The organism is Serratia sp. CY40230 (assembly GCF_052168835.1).
Classification (GTDB): domain Bacteria; phylum Pseudomonadota; class Gammaproteobacteria; order Enterobacterales; family Enterobacteriaceae; genus Serratia; species Serratia nematodiphila.
This window is the reverse complement of record NZ_JBJNLX010000001.1, coordinates 339981-356774: the sequence shown is the minus strand read 5'-3', so window position 1 is coordinate 356774 and position 16794 is coordinate 339981. Positions and strand designations below refer to the sequence as shown.

The following is a 16794-nucleotide window of genomic DNA, read 5'->3' as shown; positions in this document are numbered from 1 at the left end:
TAGCTTTCGGGTCACAACCAGGCCCTCAGGCGCATGCTTAGACAGTGACTGAGGTGAGTGTGTGCAGCGAACAACGCTGTGACTCGAAAGATGACGGGTAAAAAAAGGGCGACAAAAAAATGTCGCCCTCATTATCAGCTTAACATCATGCCATTACTTGGAGATGTGAGCGATCAGATCCAGAACCTTGTTGGAGTAGCCGGTTTCGTTGTCGTACCAGGAAACCAGTTTCACGAAGTTGTCGTTCAGTGCGATACCGGCTTTGGCATCGAACACGGAGGTCAGCACTTCGCCGTTGAAATCGGTGGAAACCACGTCGTCTTCAACATAGCCCAGAACGCCTTTCATAGAGCCTTCAGCGGCGTCTTTGATGGCTTTCTTGATTTCTTCGTAGGTAGCCGCTTTTTCCAGACGCACGGTCAGGTCAACAACGGACACGTTAGGGGTCGGTACGCGGAACGCCATGCCGGTCAGTTTGCCTTTCAGCTCTGGCAGAACCACGCCAACCGCTTTCGCTGCGCCGGTAGAAGAAGGGATGATGTTCTGGGATGCGCCGCGGCCGCCGCGCCAGTCTTTGTGAGACGGGCCATCAACGGTTTTTTGAGTAGCGGTGGTGGCGTGAACGGTGGTCATCAGGCCTTCAACGATACCGAAGTTGTCGTTGATGACTTTAGCCAGTGGCGCCAGGCAGTTGGTGGTGCAAGAGGCGTTGGACACGATGTCCTGGCCGGCATATTTGTCAAAGTTGGCGCCGCGAACGAACATTGGGGTCGCATCTTTGGATGGGCCAGTCAGAACCACTTTTTTAGCGCCGGCGGTGATGTGTTTACGCGCGGTTTCGTCGGTCAGGAAGATACCGGTCGCTTCAGCAACCACATCAACACCCACTTCGTTCCACTTCAGGTTAGCCGGGTCTTTCTCTGCGGTAACACGGATGGTTTTGCCATTAACAACCAGGTGGCCGTCTTTAACTTCTACCGTACCGTTGAAACGGCCGTGAGTAGAGTCATACTTCAGCATGTAAGCCATGTACTCTGCGTCCAACAGGTCGTTGATTGCAACGATCTCGATGTCAGAACGCTCTTGAGCAGCACGGAAAACAATGCGACCGATACGGCCAAAACCGTTGATACCTACTTTGATAGTCATATATTCCACCAGCTATTTGTTAGTGAATAAAAGGTTGGTTGTAAAATTACAAAAACCTTACCCAGCGTCAAGCGGAATCGTGTCAATACTTGCGGCAAGTCAAACCGGAAGGGTGGTTTTGCACGCTTATTGCACAGTCCATTTGCGCTCGGCCTCATCCGTTATATGGGGACAAGCCGCCAAGTATAAAGTCAGCATACGCAAGATGTGTGATCGTTATCACATATCATCGTGACGTGGCCTTTATGGGCTACAGTTTAGGCCAAAAACCCCTGCAGTGGTGTTAATTTTTTGTTATTATTAATCATTGTTTTCGTTGACATTATCCACATTCAGAGATAAGCACAAATGGCTAAAGAGACAACCCCCGGTCATCCGTTCACGGAACTGAATGAAATCCAACGTTATGTGACGCAACAGCGTGGCACCGAAGCGCCGTTCAGTGGCAAATTGCTGCACAACAAGCGCGAGGGCGTGTACCATTGCCTGTGCTGTAACCAGCCGCTGTTCTATTCCGAAACCAAATACGATTCCGGCTGCGGCTGGCCGAGCTTTTATGAGCCGGTTTCCGCCGATGCAATCCGTTATCTTGATGATAATTCACATAATATGCATCGTGTTGAAATCCGCTGCGGCCACTGCGACGCGCATCTGGGGCACGTTTTCCCTGATGGCCCGCAGCCGACTGGCGACCGCTACTGCGTCAACTCCGCCTCGCTGAGTTTCACCGATGGCGAAAATGGCGACCAAACGGCCGGTTAAGTGGTAATTTAATCAACAAAATCGATTCAGCTAATTATTCATCTGTAAGCGAGAAGGGCTCTGATGGACGTGAAAGATCTGATTGCGGCGATGACGCCCGAGATATACCAGCGCCTGGTGCAGGCGGTTGAGCTGGGCAAGTGGCCGGACGGCGTGGCGCTGACGCCTGAGCAGAAGGAAAACAGCCTGCAGGCGGTGATGCTGTGGCAGTCGATGAACAACGTCGATCCGCAGCACATGAGCATCGGCACCGACGGGCAGATCGTGATGAAGAGCAAGCAAGAACTGAAGCAGCAGTTTGTTGCCGAGCCGCTGGTCAAACTTAAACCGCAGTAAGCTGTCCCTAAAGCGGGGCGATGTCGCCATCGCCCCGTCGATTTACCGTTTCTCGCCTTTTATTCCCAGCGACTCCGCCAGCTGTTGCGCCAGCCGGTTATTGTCGTCCGCGCCGTACTCCCAGAACATCGCTCCCCCCAATCCCTGGCTTTTGATGTACTCGGCTTTGATAGCCACCGAACGCGGGTTCTCGTAGGAGATGGCGAACAGCGGTTTGCCTTCGGCGGATTGCAGCGTCAGGTATGGCACTTTGGCGTCGTCATCCCAGTGCTCGCGGAAACGCTGCTGCGGATCGTTGAGCAATTTGCTGACGATATCGTGGTATTTAAAGTAAGTGTCTTTGCTGAGATCCAACCCCAGCGTGCGGAACAGAGCGGTTTCTCGCGCACTGAAATAAGGTTGCGTCACCGGATGTTTGGCGGCGTCCGGCTTGTCCCAGTCGATGCCCGCTTCGGTCGCTCGTTTCGGCACCCGGCCGTAGAAACCGAGACCCAGGTTCATCTGCGCCGGTTTTAATCCGGCGGCAAGATAATGTTTTACCACGGAATCGGCGCTGTAGCGGTCGGCGGCGGCTACGGTTGGCCAGCGCTTTGAATCGTACAGGTTGGCATTGAAGTACTGTGTGCCGTAAGCCATATCGTAGGTCATCAGATTGATGTAGTTGAGGTAAGGGGCAATGCTTTTCACATCGACCCATTCCTGCGGGCTTTTGACGTTGGCCCCGACGGCGATGGTTAACAGCTTGCCTTTACCCAGCGCCTGATGAAGCTCTCTCAGCAGCAGGGTGAAGTTGTCGCGGTCTGCCGGTTGGCTTTCCACCAAACCCCAGGCGCCGTTTACCGGGTATTCCCAGTCCAGATCGATCCCATCCAGCCGGTACTGTGCGATCACCTGCAGCGCGGAGCGAATGAAAATTGCCCGGTTTTCCGCGGTGGCGGCGGTGCCGGAGAAACCGCGTGCACCCCAGCCGCCGACCGACAACAGCACTTTCAGCTCGGGGTTCTGTTTGCGCAGCACCGGCAGACGTTGCAGATCGGCCGTGACTTTCGGCGACAGGTAGATCTGGTGGCGGCGAGCGGGGTCTTTCAGCGCCGCATTGGTTTCGTCTTTCTCGTCGTTGTAGATCAGGCCAAACGAATAGTTGAGATGGGTGATTTGCGTCACGTCCAGCTTGTCGATGTCACCACCGGGGCCGGCGGTGACATCGCCGCCGCCGTTGAAGTAGCCGACGGAGAGATAGGCCGCCTGGGCCGTGCTTACGCCGGCCGTAGCCAATTGCACCGCCGCCAGCAAAGGCAGCAGTTTTCGGGTTATTTTCATGTCTGTCTCCTCGTGGTCGGCAAGGCCGACCGTACCGCCAGGGGCGGGCACAATAAAGCCGGGCTCAGTGGGCCCCGGATGCGTATAACCGATTGACGCCAAACGCGTCGCAGCCATAACAGCAAAAGCGCCTGCCGGTCACAAGCCGTTGGGGAAGAAGAAAGGTGGTATTGTGAGCGGCGTCGATAATTTCGCCGCTGCGTAGAGAGGGCGCCGGTGGCGCCCGAGAGGATTTAGTTGGCGAGGAACTGTGACAGGGTAACTAGCTGTGCGCCGGCGCGCGCCATGTCCTGCAGCGCTTGCTCACTGTCGCCCGGCTGCAGATTCACGCCGCGGCAGCCGTCGACGATCACCTGCGTCGGATAGCCGGCAGCCAGTGCATCCAGCACGCTGAACTTCACGCAGTAGTCGGTCGCCAGGCCCATGATCGCCAGCCGCCGGACGCCCTGCGATTGCAGCCAATCGTGCAGTTCGGTCTGCGCCCGGTGGCCGTTATCGAAGAACGCGCTGTAGCTGTCGATGCTCGTATCCTGCCCTTTGCGAAAAACGGCATGGATGTGTTGCCGCTGCAATTGAGGATGAAAATCGGCGCCGTGGCTGCCTTGCACGCAGTGCACCGGCCACCACACCTGCGGCAGGCCTTCCAGCTCGCCGAGGGTACCGACCTGCGCATGGGAGTTCATCGCAAAGCTGCGGTGATTGGCGGGATGCCAGTCCTGGCTGGCCACCACCGGCTCGCCCCGCGCCAGGCAGGCGGCGATCGCCTGATTGGCTACCGGGATGACGGCGTCGCCCTCCGTGACCCCCAGCGCGCCGCCGGGGCAGAAATCGTTTTGCAGATCGATCAACAACAGGGCCGTTTTCATCGCCGCTCCAGAGTTCAGTAGGTTAACCGTTGATGCTCAGCTCGCCGCGCAGATCTTGCTGCATCAGCGTGCGGATTTGTTCCGGCGTCAGCGGCTGGCTCAACAGATAGTGCAGCTTGGTCAGGGCGGCTTCCACCGTCATGTCGAAACCGCTGATCACCCCGGCATGCGCCAGCGCGTTGCCGGTGGCGTAGCCTTCCATATTGACGCGCCCGGAGATGCACTGCGTCAGGTTGACCACCACGATGCCGCGTTCAGAGGCCGCACGCAACTCGTCGATCAGCTCGGCCTTCTGTGGCGCGTTGCCGACGCCGTAGGAGCGCAGGATCAGCGCTTTGACCGGCTGCAGCAGGAAGTTGCGCACCACCGCGCCGGAAATGCCCGGATAGATGGTGACCACGCCGATCGGCTGCGGCGTGATGTCATGCACCTGCAACGCGCCGTTGCAAGCCGGACTGTCGATGCCTTGCTGGCGGCGAATGTGGATGCCGGCTTCCAGCAGCGGCGGCAAATTCGGGGAGGCGAAGGCGTCGAAGCCGTCGGCGTGCGCTTTGGTGGTGCGGTTGCCGCGGAACAGCTTGTTGTTGAAGAACAGGCTGACTTCGTTCACCGGATGGTTGGCCGCCAGATACAGCGCGTTGAGCAGGTTGGTTTGGCCATCGGAGCGCAGCTCCGCCAGCGGGATCTGCGAGCCGGTGACGATCACCGGTTTGGCCAGGTTTTCCAGCATGAAGGAAAGCGCAGAGGCGGTGAACGCCATGGTGTCAGTGCCGTGCAGGATCACGAAGCCGTCGTAGCGATCGTAGTTCTGCTTGATGTCGTCGGCGATGTGCTGCCAGTCTTCCGGCGTCATGTCTGAAGAGTCAATCAATGGCGCGTATTCATGAATGGTGAAATCCGGCATCTCCGGCCGATGGAATTCGGGCATCAGCGCCAGCTGGCGCTGCAGGTGGCCGGAAACCGGGATGTAGCCGTGATCGGAACGCTGCATGCCGATGGTGCCGCCGGTGTAGGCGACGTAAATGGATTTCTTTTGCATGGTTATGATTTTAACAAAGATAAGATGGGCTGAATTATAGGGACATGGCGGCAGAAAAAAAGCCCGGCGGTGGCCGGGCTGCAGAATTATTTGTTAGCGGACTTCTCCGCAGGTGAGACAGATCGCATAACGGTTTTGCGGATCGTTCAGGTTATTGAACAAGCCCGGTTGTTCTTTCACCGCGTTGGCGACCGAAGCCAGCGGGGCGGGCAGCATGGCCTGAATCGCGGCCGGCAGCATGGCGTGAATGGAAACGCCAAACTGGCTGAGCACCATATCGCTCAGGCTTGGGGTATCGACGAACCAGTCGAGCTGCCACTGCTGCAGCTTTGCCAGCTCGGCGGCTTTCTTCACCGCGTCGTCGAAATCGCCCAACTGATCGACCAGGCCGTTGGCCTTGGCGTCGCTGCCGAGCCAGACGTGGCCCTGTGCGATTTGGTCAACCTGCTGCGGGGTCATCTTGCGTGATTTGGCGACCAGATCGAGGAAGTTCTTATACCCGTTTTCGATATTCAGCTGCATCATCTGCGAGAACTCCTGCGGCAGCGCCTTGGTGACCGCGATATCGGCCAGCGGCGAGGTCGCCACGCCGTCGGTGTGCACACCCAGCGTATCCAGGGTTTTCTCGTAGGTATTGATGATGCCGAAAATGCCGATAGAACCGGTCAGGGTGCTCGGGCTGGCGATGATATAGTCGGCCGGCGTCGAGACCCAGTAGCCGCCCGACGCGGCCATGCCGCCCATCGACACCACCACCGGTTTGCCGGCGGCGCGCACGGCGGCCAGCTCGGAGCGGATCACTTCGGACGCGCTGACGCTGCCGCCTGGGCTGTTGACGCGGAACACCACGGCCTTGACGGCCGGATCCAGACGCGCCTGGCGCAGCTCGGCGGCGGTGGTGTCCCCCCCGACGTTGCCCGGCGTCTGCTGGCCGTCCATGATGGCGCCGTTGGCGAACACCACGGCGATCTTGCCGCCCTGGTTGGCGTCCGGCTTCGGCTGATAGTCGTAGATGCTGATGGCGTTGAAATCGTTCGCCTGTTTGTCCCAGCCGAAGGTCTTGACCAACTGATTTTCGATCGCGGTGCGCGACGCCAGCTCATCCACCAGCTTATTGTCCAGCGCGTAGCGGGCGGTGTCGCCACCGGCCGCCTGCAGGCCGCTCAGCACGCCGGCTGCGCCCGGGAACAGCTGCTGCGGCGTCAGTTGGCGGTTGGCGGCCACGGTCTCCAGGTAGTTCTGCCACAGGCCGCCGATCCAACGGCTGTCCGCTTCGCGCGCCGCCGGGGACATATCGTCGCGGATCAGCGGTTCGACCGCCGATTTATAGGTGCCGACGCGGAAGATATTGGTGGTGACCTTGAGCATGTCCAGCAACGATTTGTAGTACAGGTTGTTGGTGGCGAAACCGTGCAGATCGACCGCGCCCTGCGGCGACAGGAAGACCTTGTTGGCGTAGCTGGCCAGGTAGTATTGCGTTTGGTTGTAGCTGTCGCCGATGGCGAAGATCGGTTTGCCGCTGTCGCGGAACTCGCGCAGCGCTTTGCCGATATAGCGCAGCGACGGCTGATCGGCGCCGGCGAAGTCATTCAACTGCAACACCATGCCGGTAATGTTTTTGTCGTCTTTGGCCTTGCGGATGCTGTCGACTACATCGAACAGCGAGTTTTCCTGCAGGCGGCTACTGGAGGCGCCCAACAGTTCGCGGCCCCATTGCCGCACCCGGTTGTTTACCGAAGGCTGATCGACCACCACGCCGCTTAAATCGACCAGCAGCGCACCGCGCGCCGGGGCCGTCGAGGTGGAGGAACTTTGGAAGGACAGATAGATGCCAACCCCAACCAGGATCAGCAAGACCAGGAACAGGTTAAGGATCAGTTCCCTGATAAAATTCAGCAGACGCCATGTCCACCGGAAAATGCCGGCAAAAATTTGCCACAATGTGCGCATGTGCTCTCCAACAAGAGTCGAGAATGTTCCGCTATCCTAATGAGCGGCCGGGTAAATGTCAGCTTTAAATCGCGACTCACACACGCTATCGTCGAGGCTGTAACTCGTCGTTTAGCTATGTTAACGTGGCCGGAATGAAAATTGTTATCAGGAGTTTACGATGGATGCTCTGGATCTTTTATTGAATCGCCGCTCGGCTTCGCGTCTGGCGGAACCGGCGCCGGCGGGGGAAGTGCGCCAAAATATCATCAACGCGGGCCTGCGTGCGCCCGATCACGGCGCGCTGCAACCGTGGCGTTTCGTGATGATCGAGAATCAGGGTCTGGAGCGCTTCAGCCAGCTGCTTCAGGCGGCGGCGAAGCAGGATCAGCTGGACGAAGCGGCGATTGAAAAAGCCACCAAGGCGCCGTTCCGCGCGCCGCTGATCATCACCGTCATCGCGCATTGCACTGAGGAAACCAAGGTGCCGCGCTGGGAGCAGGTGGTTTCCGCCGGTTGCGCCGTGCAGGCGATGCAGATGGCGGCGCTGGCGCAGGGCTTTAACGGCATCTGGCGCACCGGCGCCTGGACCGAGCATGCGCTGGTGCGCGAAGCCTTCGGCTGCCGCGAGCAGGATGAGATCGTCGGTTTCCTCTACCTGGGCACGCCGCAGCTGAAGGCCGCCACCAAAGTGACGCCGCCGGACAGCACGCCTTTCGTCAGCTATTTCTAGGTTTTTTCCAACGGGGCGCGGCGAAAATGCGCCAAACCCCGCAAAGTTGCATGGTTTCTGAGCAGGCCGCTCGCTTATCCGCGGCGCGCTCTTATCAATCCCCTCGGCAAGCGCTACCCTATGTTATCTTGAGTGCCGTTACCGAAGGGAGTGGACTATGACATCGCCAGCGATCCGTTTAACCCAGTACAGCCATGGCGCTGGCTGCGGCTGCAAAATCTCACCGAAAGTTCTCGAAACCATCCTGCACAGCGAGCGGGAGAAATTTGTCGATCCGCGTCTGTTGGTCGGCAATGAAACCCGCGACGACGCGGCGGTGTATGACATCGGCAACGGCGTCGGCATCATCAGCACTACCGACTTCTTCATGCCGATCGTCGACGATCCGTTCGATTTCGGTCGTATCGCCGCCGCTAACGCCATCAGCGACGTGTACGCCATGGGCGGCAAACCGATCATGGCGATCGCCATTCTCGGCTGGCCAATCGCCAAACTGCCGCCGGAGGTGGCGCAGCAGGTGATCGACGGCGGACGTTTCGCCTGCCAGCAGGCGGGGATCGCGCTGGCCGGCGGCCATTCCATCGATGCACCGGAACCTATCTTCGGCCTGGCGGTCACTGGCGTGGTCAATACCGAGCGAGTGAAAAAGAACAGCGCCGCACAGGCCGGGGCGCAACTCTATCTGACCAAGCCGCTGGGCATTGGCGTGCTGACGACCGCCGAGAAGCAAAGCAAGCTGCGCTCTGAACATCAAGGGCTGGCGACGGACGTGATGTGCCGTCTTAACAAGCCGGGCGCCGACTTTGCCGAAGTGGCTGGCGTCACGGCGATGACCGACATCACCGGCTTTGGCCTGTTGGGCCACCTGAGCGAGGTTTGTCAGGGCTCCGGTCTGCAGGCGACGGTCTGGTTCGATCGGGTGCCGAAACTGCCGGATGTCGAGGCGTACATCGCCGAGGGCTGCGTGCCGGGCGGCACCGGGCGCAACTTCGACAGTTACGGCCATCTGGTGGGCGAGATGAGCGATTTGCAGCGTCAGCTGCTGTGCGATCCGCAAACCTCCGGCGGTTTGCTGTTGGCGGTATTGCCGGAGGCGCAGGCGCAGGTGCTGGCGATTGCCGAGCAGCACGGCATCACGCTCAATCCTATCGGTGAGCTGCATGCCGCACAGGCAGGTAAACCGCTGATCGAGGTTGTGTAGTGTCCAAGATGCAAGGCAGGCCGGACAGCGCCGATTATCAACGCATTTTTCTGCAGGACGTGCCGCTGATTGACGTGCGTGCGCCGATCGAGTTTCAGCAAGGCGCCTTCGCTCAGGCGGTGAACCTGCCGCTGATGGTCGACAGCGAGCGGCAGGCGGTGGGCACTTGCTATAAGCAGCATGGTCAGCAAGCGGCGATTGCGCTCGGCCACAGCCTGGTGAACGGCAAACTGCGCGAACAGCGCACCGCCGCCTGGCTGGCGGCCTGTGCGCAGCGACCCGAAGGTTATATTTACTGCTTCCGTGGCGGGCTGCGCTCACAGCTGGTGCAGCAATGGCTGCATGAGGCCGGCGTCGAGTACCCGCGTATCACTGGCGGTTATAAGGCGCTGCGCAATTATCTGCTCGGCGTGTTGGCGCAAAGCGCGGCATTGCCGATGGCCCTGGTGGGCGGCAATACCGGCAGCGGCAAGACGTTGCTGGTCAACGAACTGGCCGACGGCGTCGATCTGGAAGGCGCGGCACGCCATCGCGGTTCATCTTTTGGCCGAACGCTGGCGGGGCAAAGCTCACAGATCGATTTTGAGAATCGTCTGGCTGTGTTATTGCTGAAAAAACAGCATGGTGGCAGCCGCCGTTGGGTGCTGGAAGACGAAGGGCGGATCATCGGCAGCAACAATCTGCCGTTGCCGTTGTTCAACGGCATGCAGCAGGCGCCGGTGGCGGTGATCGACGATCCGTTTGATATTCGCCTGGCACGCCTGCAGGCCGAATATATCGACGGGATGCGCGAACAGTTCGAACAGGCCTATGGTGTGGAAGAAGGCTGGCGGCAGTACGACGACTATCTGCATCACGGCCTGTTCGCCATTCGCCGCCGGTTGGGCCTGGAGCGCTTCCAGCAGCTGACGCAGCGGCTGGAAGCAGCGTTGCGGGCACAGCGTCTCAGCGGCCAGGGTGACGCGCACCGCGAGTGGTTGGCGCCCTTGTTGCAGCAGTACTACGATCCGATGTATTGCTATCAGTTGGAAAAGAAAGCCCAGCGGATCGTCTTCCGTGGGAACTATGCAGAAGTAAGAGAATTCTTGATGACGTTCAGCCAGAAAAACGGTGATTAATGCGACTGTTCATAGCCGAGAAACCGAGTTTGGCGCGCGCCATTGCCGACGTCTTGCCCAAGCCGCATCGCCGCGGCGACGGTTATATCGCCTGTGGCAACAACGACGTGGTGACCTGGTGCGTCGGCCACCTGTTGGAGCAGGCCCAGCCTGACGCCTATGACAGCCGCTATGCGCGCTGGTCGTTGGCAGACCTGCCGATCATTCCCGAAAAATGGCGGTTGCAGCCGCGGCCTTCGGTCAGCAAACAGCTCAACGCCATTAAAAAGTTGCTGCTCGAAGCCGATGAAGTGGTTCACGCCGGCGACCCGGATCGCGAAGGGCAACTGCTGGTGGATGAGGTGCTGGACTACCTGGATTTGACGGCGGAAAAGCGCCAGAACGTGCGCCGCTGTCTGATCAACGATCTCAACCCGCAGGCGGTGGAGCGCGCGGTTGAACGCCTGCGCGACAACCGTGACTTCATCCCGCTGTGCGTGTCTGCGCTGGCGCGTTCGCGCGCCGACTGGCTGTACGGCATCAATATGACCCGCGCCTACACGCTGCTGGGCCGCAACGCCGGTTACGACGGCGTGCTGTCGGTAGGCAGGGTGCAGACGCCGGTGCTCGGATTGGTGGTACGGCGTGATGAAGAGATCGAAAACTTCGTGCCAAAAGACTTCTTTGAGGTCAAGGCGCACATCGTCACGCCGAAAGAAGAACGCTTCGTGGCGCTGTGGCAGCCCAGTGAGTCCTGTGAGCCTTATCAGGACGAAGAGGGGCGTTTGCTGCACCGGCCGTTGGCGGAGCATGTGGTCAAGCGCATTGAAGGCCAGCCGGCTCTGGTCACGTCTTATAACGATAAACGGGAATCGGATACCGCGCCGCTGCCGTTTTCGCTCTCCACGCTGCAAATCGAAGCGGCCCGGCGTTATAACCTCAGCGCGCAACAGGTGCTGGACGTTTGCCAGCGGCTGTACGAAACCCACAAGTTGATTACCTATCCGCGTTCCGACTGTCGCTACCTGCCGGAAGAGCATTTCGCCGGCCGCCACGCGGTGCTGAACGCCATCAGCGTGCACCAGCCCGAGCTGTATCCGCAGCCGGTGATCGACAGCGATCGCCGCAACCGTTGCTGGGACGATAAAAAGGTCGACGCGCACCACGCCATCATTCCCACCGCCCGCGCCGGCAAGATTAATCTGACGCAGGATGAGCGGAACGTGTATGGGCTGGTGGCGCGCCAGTATCTGATGCAGTTCTGTCCGGATGCGGTATTCCGCAAATGCGTGATCGAGCTGGATATCGCCGGCGGCAAATTTATCGCCAAGGCGCGATTCCTGGCGGAAGCCGGCTGGCGTACGCTGCTGGGCAGCAAGGAGCGCGACGAGGAGAACGAAGGTGCGCCGCTGCCGGTGGTGGCTAAAGATGATGAGCTGTTGTGCGAGCGCGGTGAAGTGGTGGAGCGCCAGACTCAGCCGCCGCGGCCGTTTACTGACGCCAGCCTGTTGTCGGCCATGACCGGCATCGCGCGGTTCGTACAAGATAAAGCGCTAAAGAAAATCCTGCGGGCGACCGATGGTTTAGGTACGGAAGCGACGCGAGCGGGGATCATCGAATTGCTGTTCAAGCGGGCGTTTCTGTACAAGAAGGGACGCTATATTCACTCCAGCGAAACCGGGCGCGCATTGATTCACTCGCTGCCGGATCTTGCTGCACGCCCTGATATGACGGCCAACTGGGAAGCCACGCTGACGCAAATCAGCGAGAAATCCTGCCGCTATCAGGACTTTATGCAGCCGTTGGTCGGCACGCTGCAAGAGCTGATTTATCAGGCCAAGCAGAGCCGGGCGAGCATGGCGTTTCGTGGATTGCCGCCGCCGCCCTCCAGCGGAGGCAAAAAACGCAGGAAAAGCGCCGGCAAGGCGCAGGAGAAGAGTGAATGAAGCGTGGACTCACTGGTGTATTGGCTGCCGCGGCCCTGATGTTTTCCGGCCTGGCCGCCGCCAATCGCGGCGATGTGGACGTGGTGCTACCGGTTTCGCCGGAGATCTGGGGCGCGGCCAAAAGCGGCGATAATCCGCCGCCGGCGCAGCCCTGCAGCCGTTGTTGCGTCTACCAGAATCAGAACTATTCCGAGGGGGCGGTGCTCAAAGTCGAAGGGGAAGTGCTGCAGTGCGTACGTGAGCCTAATACTATCGGCACCAACCCCTTGATTTGGGTACGATTAAAGAAGTGACGATGTAACCTGTCACCGCGCTCAGCGCGCCTCGCCTTGCGCGGCGAGATAATCCGCCAGCAGTGGAACGTCAGCGGGCGCCAGGGGGTATTCCTGCGCCTGTTGCGGCGTGACCCAGACCAGCGCCGAATGGCAGCGCTGTTGCAGTTCACCGGAGAACTCCGCGACTCGCCAGGCATGCAGTCGGATGATGCGTTCGCCTTGCCGCCACTGATTGCTGCCCACATAGTTGCCGATACGGGCGCTAATCCCCAATTCTTCATCCAGCTCGCGCGTCAGCGCCTCCGGCTGGCTTTCGCCGGTTTCAACCTTGCCGCCGGGAAACTCCCACAGGCCGGCTTGATCGCTGCCTGCGCTGCGCTGGGCCAGCAAAATACGCCCATTTTGTTCCAGAATGGCGGCTACTACGTCGATAATTTTCATTGGCTTCACAGAATAAAACCCCGGCGAGCGCCGGGGGATGGGGTTACAGCGTGAATTCCGCCCAGACCGGCGCATGGTCGGAAGGTTTCTCCATGCCGCGGGTTTGGTAATCAATGCCGGTGGCGATGCAGCGAGAAGCCAGCGGGGTGCTGGCCAGCAGCAGATCGATACGCAGGCCGCGGTTGTCGTCGAACCCTTTGGAGCGGTAGTCGAACCATGAAAACTCGTCGTTGCGCCCCGGGTTGGCGTGGCGATAGGTATCCACCAGGCCCCAGTTCAGCAGGCGATCCATCCATTCGCGCTCTTCCGGCAGGAAGGAGCACTTGCCGGTGCGCAGCCAGCGTTTGCGGTTGTCTTCGCCGATGCCGATATCGTAATCACTCGGGCTGATATTCATGTCGCCCATGATCAGCACCGGGGATTCCGCCGACAGGTGCTGCTCCAGGTAGTTTTGCAGATCCTGATAAAAGCGTGTTTTAGCCGGGAATTTGATCGGATGGTCGCGGCTTTCACCTTGCGGGAAGTAGCCGTTGATCACCGTCAGTGTGCCCTGCGGCGTAGCCAGATCGGCCATGATGATGCGACGCTGCGCGTCTTCTTCATCGGTTGGGAAACCGCGGCGCACGGCCAGGGGCTCCGCTTTGGTCAGCAGCGCCACGCCGTAATGGCCTTTTTGCCCGTGATAGAACACGTGATAGCCGTGCTGGCTGACTTCTTCCAATGGGAACATGTCATCGTGAACTTTGGTTTCCTGCAGACCGATCACGTCGGGCTGGTGCTGTTCGATAATTGCCGCCAGCTGATGCGGACGCGCGCGCAGTCCATTGATATTAAAAGAGACAAACTTCATGAGCGGTGCCGTTTTCACGAGAAAAATGTGCTGTGATAGTAGCAGAGTTTGGCGGGAAATGTAACGCAGACAGCGGCAGGACCGCTGACTGCGCAGCGGGTTTATTTCGCCCAGCGGTCGTAATTTTTAGGTTGATAGTCGTCAAACTGTTGCAGCAGCGTCTGTGCCGATTCGCTGATGTGAAGGGTGCCGAGATAGTCGTGACGCATAAAGCCCTGATCGGCGACGTGCTCGAGGAACTGGCTCAGCGGGCGGTAGAATCCGTTGACGTTCAGCAGGCCGACCGGCTTGTTGTGATAGCCGATTTGCCCCCAGGTCCAGATTTCAAACAGCTCTTCCAGCGTGCCGATGCCGCCGGGCAGGGCGATAAAACTGTCCGCCAGCGCTGCCATACGGGCTTTGCGCGTATGCATGTCTGGCACCACTTCCAATTCAGTCAGGCCGCGATGCGCCGTTTCCGCTTCAACCAGGCGCTCGGGGATAATGCCGACCGCTTCACCGCCTGCGGCCAACACCGCGTCCGCCACGATCCCCATCAATCCTTTTTTGCCGCCGCCGTAGATTAAACGGCGCCCCTGTGCGGCCAGCAGTTGCCCCAGTTGACGAGCCTGCTCGGCATAAGCGGGATTGACACCTTCGCTGGCGCCACAAAAAACGCAAATATTGTTTCGCATCCACCTGTTCCTTACTGCACTAAAGAAGCCAGTGGTATAGCGAATTGTCGGCCGGAGTTCAAGTTACGGCTGGGAGTGAGGAACAAAACGGCTGGATGAAAGCGGTTAATAAGGGGAGATAACTTGATTTATTGATACGAGAACATTGGATGCACGTGTTGGGTGCGATGTGCTTTAAGTGGGTTTTGGGATTTTCTGCAAGAGATGGTGGTGGGGGAAGGATTCGAACCTTCGAAGTCAGTGACGGCAGATTTACAGTCTGCTCCCTTTGGCCGCTCGGGAACCCCACCATGGTATTCATGGATTTGCTGATTTTTTAAGGAATCGGCTAAATTCCTATTGTGCACTTCTAAGGATTACCGCGCTAAAGCGCGTTGTCTCGCTGCGCTCGGCTCGAACCTTGTCGAAGCTTCTCATCCTCCCCTTCGATGTTTAATGATATTTCAGCTTTCGCTTCAAGTTCATCAACAAAGAGAAGATGGTGGTGGGGGAAGGATTCGAACCTTCGAAGTCAGTGACGGCAGATTTACAGTCTGCTCCCTTTGGCCGCTCGGGAACCCCACCATATACATGGCTATTTAACTGGCCTTGCTTGCGAGAGCGCTGTCTCGGTAAGCGGGGCGCATCATATCAAATGAAGCGGATGTGTAAAGTATTGAAATGCAGAAAATGAATCGTTTGCCGTTTTTTTATTCTTGGCGGTGCATCCCTGAACGAAATGCACCGATTTATTGAACGATTACAGAATAACGGTGCGGTTGCCGTAGACGAAGACGCGCTGCGCCAGCACCTGATACAGGGCCCGGCTGAGCACGTTTTTCTCCACGTCGCGGCCGGCGCGCATCATATCCTCGGCGGAATAGGTGTGATCGACATGGATCACGTCCTGCATGATGATCGGGCCTTCGTCGAGATTGTCGTTAACGTAATGGGCGGTGGCGCCGATGATTTTTACCCCGCGCTCGTAGGCCTGGTGATAAGGCCGTGCGCCGATAAACGCCGGCAGGAACGAATGGTGAATGTTGATTATCTGATTCGGATAATGTTGCACGAAGGCCGGGGTCAGCACGCGCATATATTTGGCCAGCACCACGTAATCCGGCTGATATTGATCGATCTTGGCCGTCATTTCGCGGTCGTGCTGTTCGCGCGTCAAGCCTTCGTGGCTCACCAGATGGAAAGGAATATCGAAACGCTCCACCAGCGATTGCAGCGTGTCGTGGTTGCCGATTACGGCGGCGATCTCAACGTCGAGGCCGCCATAGGCGCTTTTCATCAACAGATCGCCCAGGCAGTGCGCCTCTTTGGTGACCAGCACCACGATGCGTCGGCGCCCGGTGCTGTGCAGTTCACGCAGCGAACCTTCCGGCAGGGCGCTGTCCAGATCGGCCAGCAGCGTGTTGTCGTTGAAAATGCCTTCCAGCTCGGTGCGCATGAAGAAACGCCCGGTGCGGTGATCGACGAACTCATTGTTCTGGACGATATTGAGTTCGTGCTTGTAACAGATGTTGGTGATCTTGGCGATCAGCCCTTTGGCGTCCGGGCAGATGGTGCGTAACACTTTCCGTTGTACATTTTGGTGTGGCATGGGTTTGAGGATCCTGTCTGATACTGAACGGCCTGTCTGCGCAGGCGTAAACGTGAAGCGCCGGCCGGTTAGCGCCCGCAGCACTTCTTGTATTTTTTCCCTGAGCCACAGGGACACATCGCATTTCGGCCGGGCTGGGGTTTGGTGCCATCGATATAATACCAACGTTGATCGCGACGAAGGAAGCGCGAGCGCTCATGCATCGCCTGCGGCTCGCCGCTTTCGCCATCGGTGAAACGGGCGATGAATTCGACGAAGCCTTCATCCGGCTCATGACCGGCTTTCTCTTCCACGATCGTCAGGCCCAGCCATTCGGTATTCTTAAAACTGTCGACGATGGCATTGCGCCACGCTTCGGCGCCGCAGTCGGGGTGCCAGGTGGCGATCAGATAGTCGACGTTATGATTCACGTAGGCGGTGAAGCGTGAACGCATCAGTTGGCCGGGCGTTGGCGCCAGCTGACTGCCGCTGATAAAAGGGGCGCAGCACGTGTTATACGCCAGTCCGCTGCCGCATGGGCATGATTCGGGCAAAATGACTCCTGAGAAAACGAGGCTGAAAATGAATTTAGCGCATATGTTACCTAAC

17 protein-coding genes and 2 tRNA genes are annotated in these 16794 nt (G+C 58.7%); 7 read left to right on the top strand and 12 right to left on the bottom strand.

Going from position 1 to position 16794, the window contains the following annotated elements:
* Positions 1 to 153 precede the first annotated feature (153 nt).
* Positions 154 to 1149 carry a glyceraldehyde-3-phosphate dehydrogenase gene (gene gapA, locus ACJ8IJ_RS01625; RefSeq protein WP_004932222.1) on the bottom strand — a complete coding sequence of 332 codons (996 nt, stop codon included), beginning with the start codon at positions 1147 to 1149 and terminating at the stop codon, positions 154 to 156.
* Between the two features lie 348 nt (positions 1150 to 1497).
* On the opposite strand from gapA, the gene msrB reads away from it, so the two are divergent.
* Both msrB and ACJ8IJ_RS01615 read left to right on the top strand, forming a co-directional pair.
* Entirely contained in the window at positions 1498 to 1911 is a 414-nt protein-coding gene (msrB, locus tag ACJ8IJ_RS01620; protein ID WP_154871194.1) for a peptide-methionine (R)-S-oxide reductase MsrB, read from the top strand.
* A gap of 63 nt (positions 1912 to 1974) precedes the next feature.
* The gene (locus ACJ8IJ_RS01615; RefSeq protein ID WP_004932218.1) at positions 1975 to 2247 is read left to right on the top strand and encodes a YeaC family protein; all 273 of its coding nucleotides are present in this window, start codon (positions 1975 to 1977) and stop codon (positions 2245 to 2247) included.
* A 42-nt stretch (positions 2248 to 2289) separates the two neighbouring features.
* Here ACJ8IJ_RS01615 and ACJ8IJ_RS01610 read toward each other — a convergent pair whose 3' ends face one another.
* From ACJ8IJ_RS01610 to sppA, 4 genes are all read right to left on the bottom strand, one after another.
* Positions 2290 to 3567, bottom strand: a complete 1278-nt coding sequence (locus ACJ8IJ_RS01610) for a glycoside hydrolase family 18 protein (RefSeq protein ID WP_325961765.1) — start codon at positions 3565 to 3567, stop codon at positions 2290 to 2292.
* Between the two features lie 233 nt (positions 3568 to 3800).
* Positions 3801 to 4433 (bottom strand): bifunctional nicotinamidase/pyrazinamidase, encoded by a 633-nt coding sequence (pncA, locus tag ACJ8IJ_RS01605; RefSeq protein WP_442518207.1) that lies wholly within the window; start codon positions 4431 to 4433, stop codon positions 3801 to 3803.
* Positions 4434 to 4455: 22 nt separating this feature from the next.
* Entirely contained in the window at positions 4456 to 5472 is a 1017-nt protein-coding gene (gene ansA, locus ACJ8IJ_RS01600) for an asparaginase (RefSeq protein ID WP_049186406.1), read from the bottom strand.
* A gap of 93 nt (positions 5473 to 5565) precedes the next feature.
* Entirely contained in the window at positions 5566 to 7422 is a 1857-nt protein-coding gene (sppA, locus tag ACJ8IJ_RS01595; RefSeq protein ID WP_049186407.1) for a signal peptide peptidase SppA, read from the bottom strand.
* A 160-nt stretch (positions 7423 to 7582) separates the two neighbouring features.
* Here sppA and ACJ8IJ_RS01590 point away from each other — a divergent pair, with 160 nt between their 5' ends.
* The 5 genes from ACJ8IJ_RS01590 to ACJ8IJ_RS01570 all read left to right on the top strand — a co-directional run bounded on the left by ACJ8IJ_RS01590 (position 7583) and on the right by ACJ8IJ_RS01570 (position 12671).
* Positions 7583 to 8134 carry an NAD(P)H nitroreductase gene (locus ACJ8IJ_RS01590; protein ID WP_004932204.1) on the top strand — a complete coding sequence of 184 codons (552 nt, stop codon included), beginning with the start codon at positions 7583 to 7585 and terminating at the stop codon, positions 8132 to 8134.
* Between the two features lie 157 nt (positions 8135 to 8291).
* Positions 8292 to 9335 (top strand): selenide, water dikinase SelD, encoded by a 1044-nt coding sequence (gene selD, locus ACJ8IJ_RS01585; RefSeq protein ID WP_286093353.1) that lies wholly within the window; start codon positions 8292 to 8294, stop codon positions 9333 to 9335.
* Between the two features lie 8 nt (positions 9336 to 9343).
* Entirely contained in the window at positions 9344 to 10453 is a 1110-nt protein-coding gene (gene mnmH, locus ACJ8IJ_RS01580) for a tRNA 2-selenouridine(34) synthase MnmH (RefSeq protein ID WP_048325023.1), read from the top strand.
* Positions 10453 to 12378, top strand: a complete 1926-nt coding sequence (locus tag ACJ8IJ_RS01575; protein WP_004932196.1) for a DNA topoisomerase III — start codon at positions 10453 to 10455, stop codon at positions 12376 to 12378. The genes mnmH and ACJ8IJ_RS01575 overlap by 1 nt, the downstream gene beginning before the upstream one ends.
* On the top strand, positions 12375 to 12671 hold the full coding sequence (locus ACJ8IJ_RS01570; RefSeq protein WP_033632870.1) for a YnjH family protein: 297 nt from the start codon (positions 12375 to 12377) through the stop codon (positions 12669 to 12671). The genes ACJ8IJ_RS01575 and ACJ8IJ_RS01570 overlap by 4 nt, the downstream gene beginning before the upstream one ends.
* A gap of 21 nt (positions 12672 to 12692) precedes the next feature.
* Here the strand turns inward: ACJ8IJ_RS01570 and ACJ8IJ_RS01565 are convergent, their stop codons facing one another.
* The 7 genes from ACJ8IJ_RS01565 to ACJ8IJ_RS01535 form a co-directional block, all read right to left on the bottom strand.
* Positions 12693 to 13094 (bottom strand): pyrimidine (deoxy)nucleoside triphosphate diphosphatase, encoded by a 402-nt coding sequence (locus ACJ8IJ_RS01565; protein WP_154871220.1) that lies wholly within the window; start codon positions 13092 to 13094, stop codon positions 12693 to 12695.
* 43 nt (positions 13095 to 13137) lie between these two features.
* Positions 13138 to 13944, bottom strand: coding sequence for an exodeoxyribonuclease III (gene xthA, locus ACJ8IJ_RS01560; protein WP_442518206.1), 807 nt, complete (start codon positions 13942 to 13944; stop codon positions 13138 to 13140).
* A gap of 101 nt (positions 13945 to 14045) precedes the next feature.
* Positions 14046 to 14618 (bottom strand): TIGR00730 family Rossman fold protein, encoded by a 573-nt coding sequence (locus ACJ8IJ_RS01555; protein WP_004932190.1) that lies wholly within the window; start codon positions 14616 to 14618, stop codon positions 14046 to 14048.
* A gap of 205 nt (positions 14619 to 14823) precedes the next feature.
* Positions 14824 to 14908, bottom strand: a tRNA-Tyr gene (locus ACJ8IJ_RS01550).
* A 189-nt stretch (positions 14909 to 15097) separates the two neighbouring features.
* Positions 15098 to 15182, bottom strand: a tRNA-Tyr gene (locus ACJ8IJ_RS01545).
* A 175-nt stretch (positions 15183 to 15357) separates the two neighbouring features.
* Positions 15358 to 16206, bottom strand: coding sequence for a formyltetrahydrofolate deformylase (purU, locus tag ACJ8IJ_RS01540; RefSeq protein WP_325961767.1), 849 nt, complete (start codon positions 16204 to 16206; stop codon positions 15358 to 15360).
* 68 nt (positions 16207 to 16274) lie between these two features.
* A complete protein-coding gene (locus ACJ8IJ_RS01535) occupies positions 16275 to 16739 on the bottom strand; it encodes a YchJ family protein (RefSeq protein ID WP_265260785.1) in 465 nt (154 codons plus the stop codon).
* Positions 16740 to 16794 lie beyond the last annotated feature (55 nt).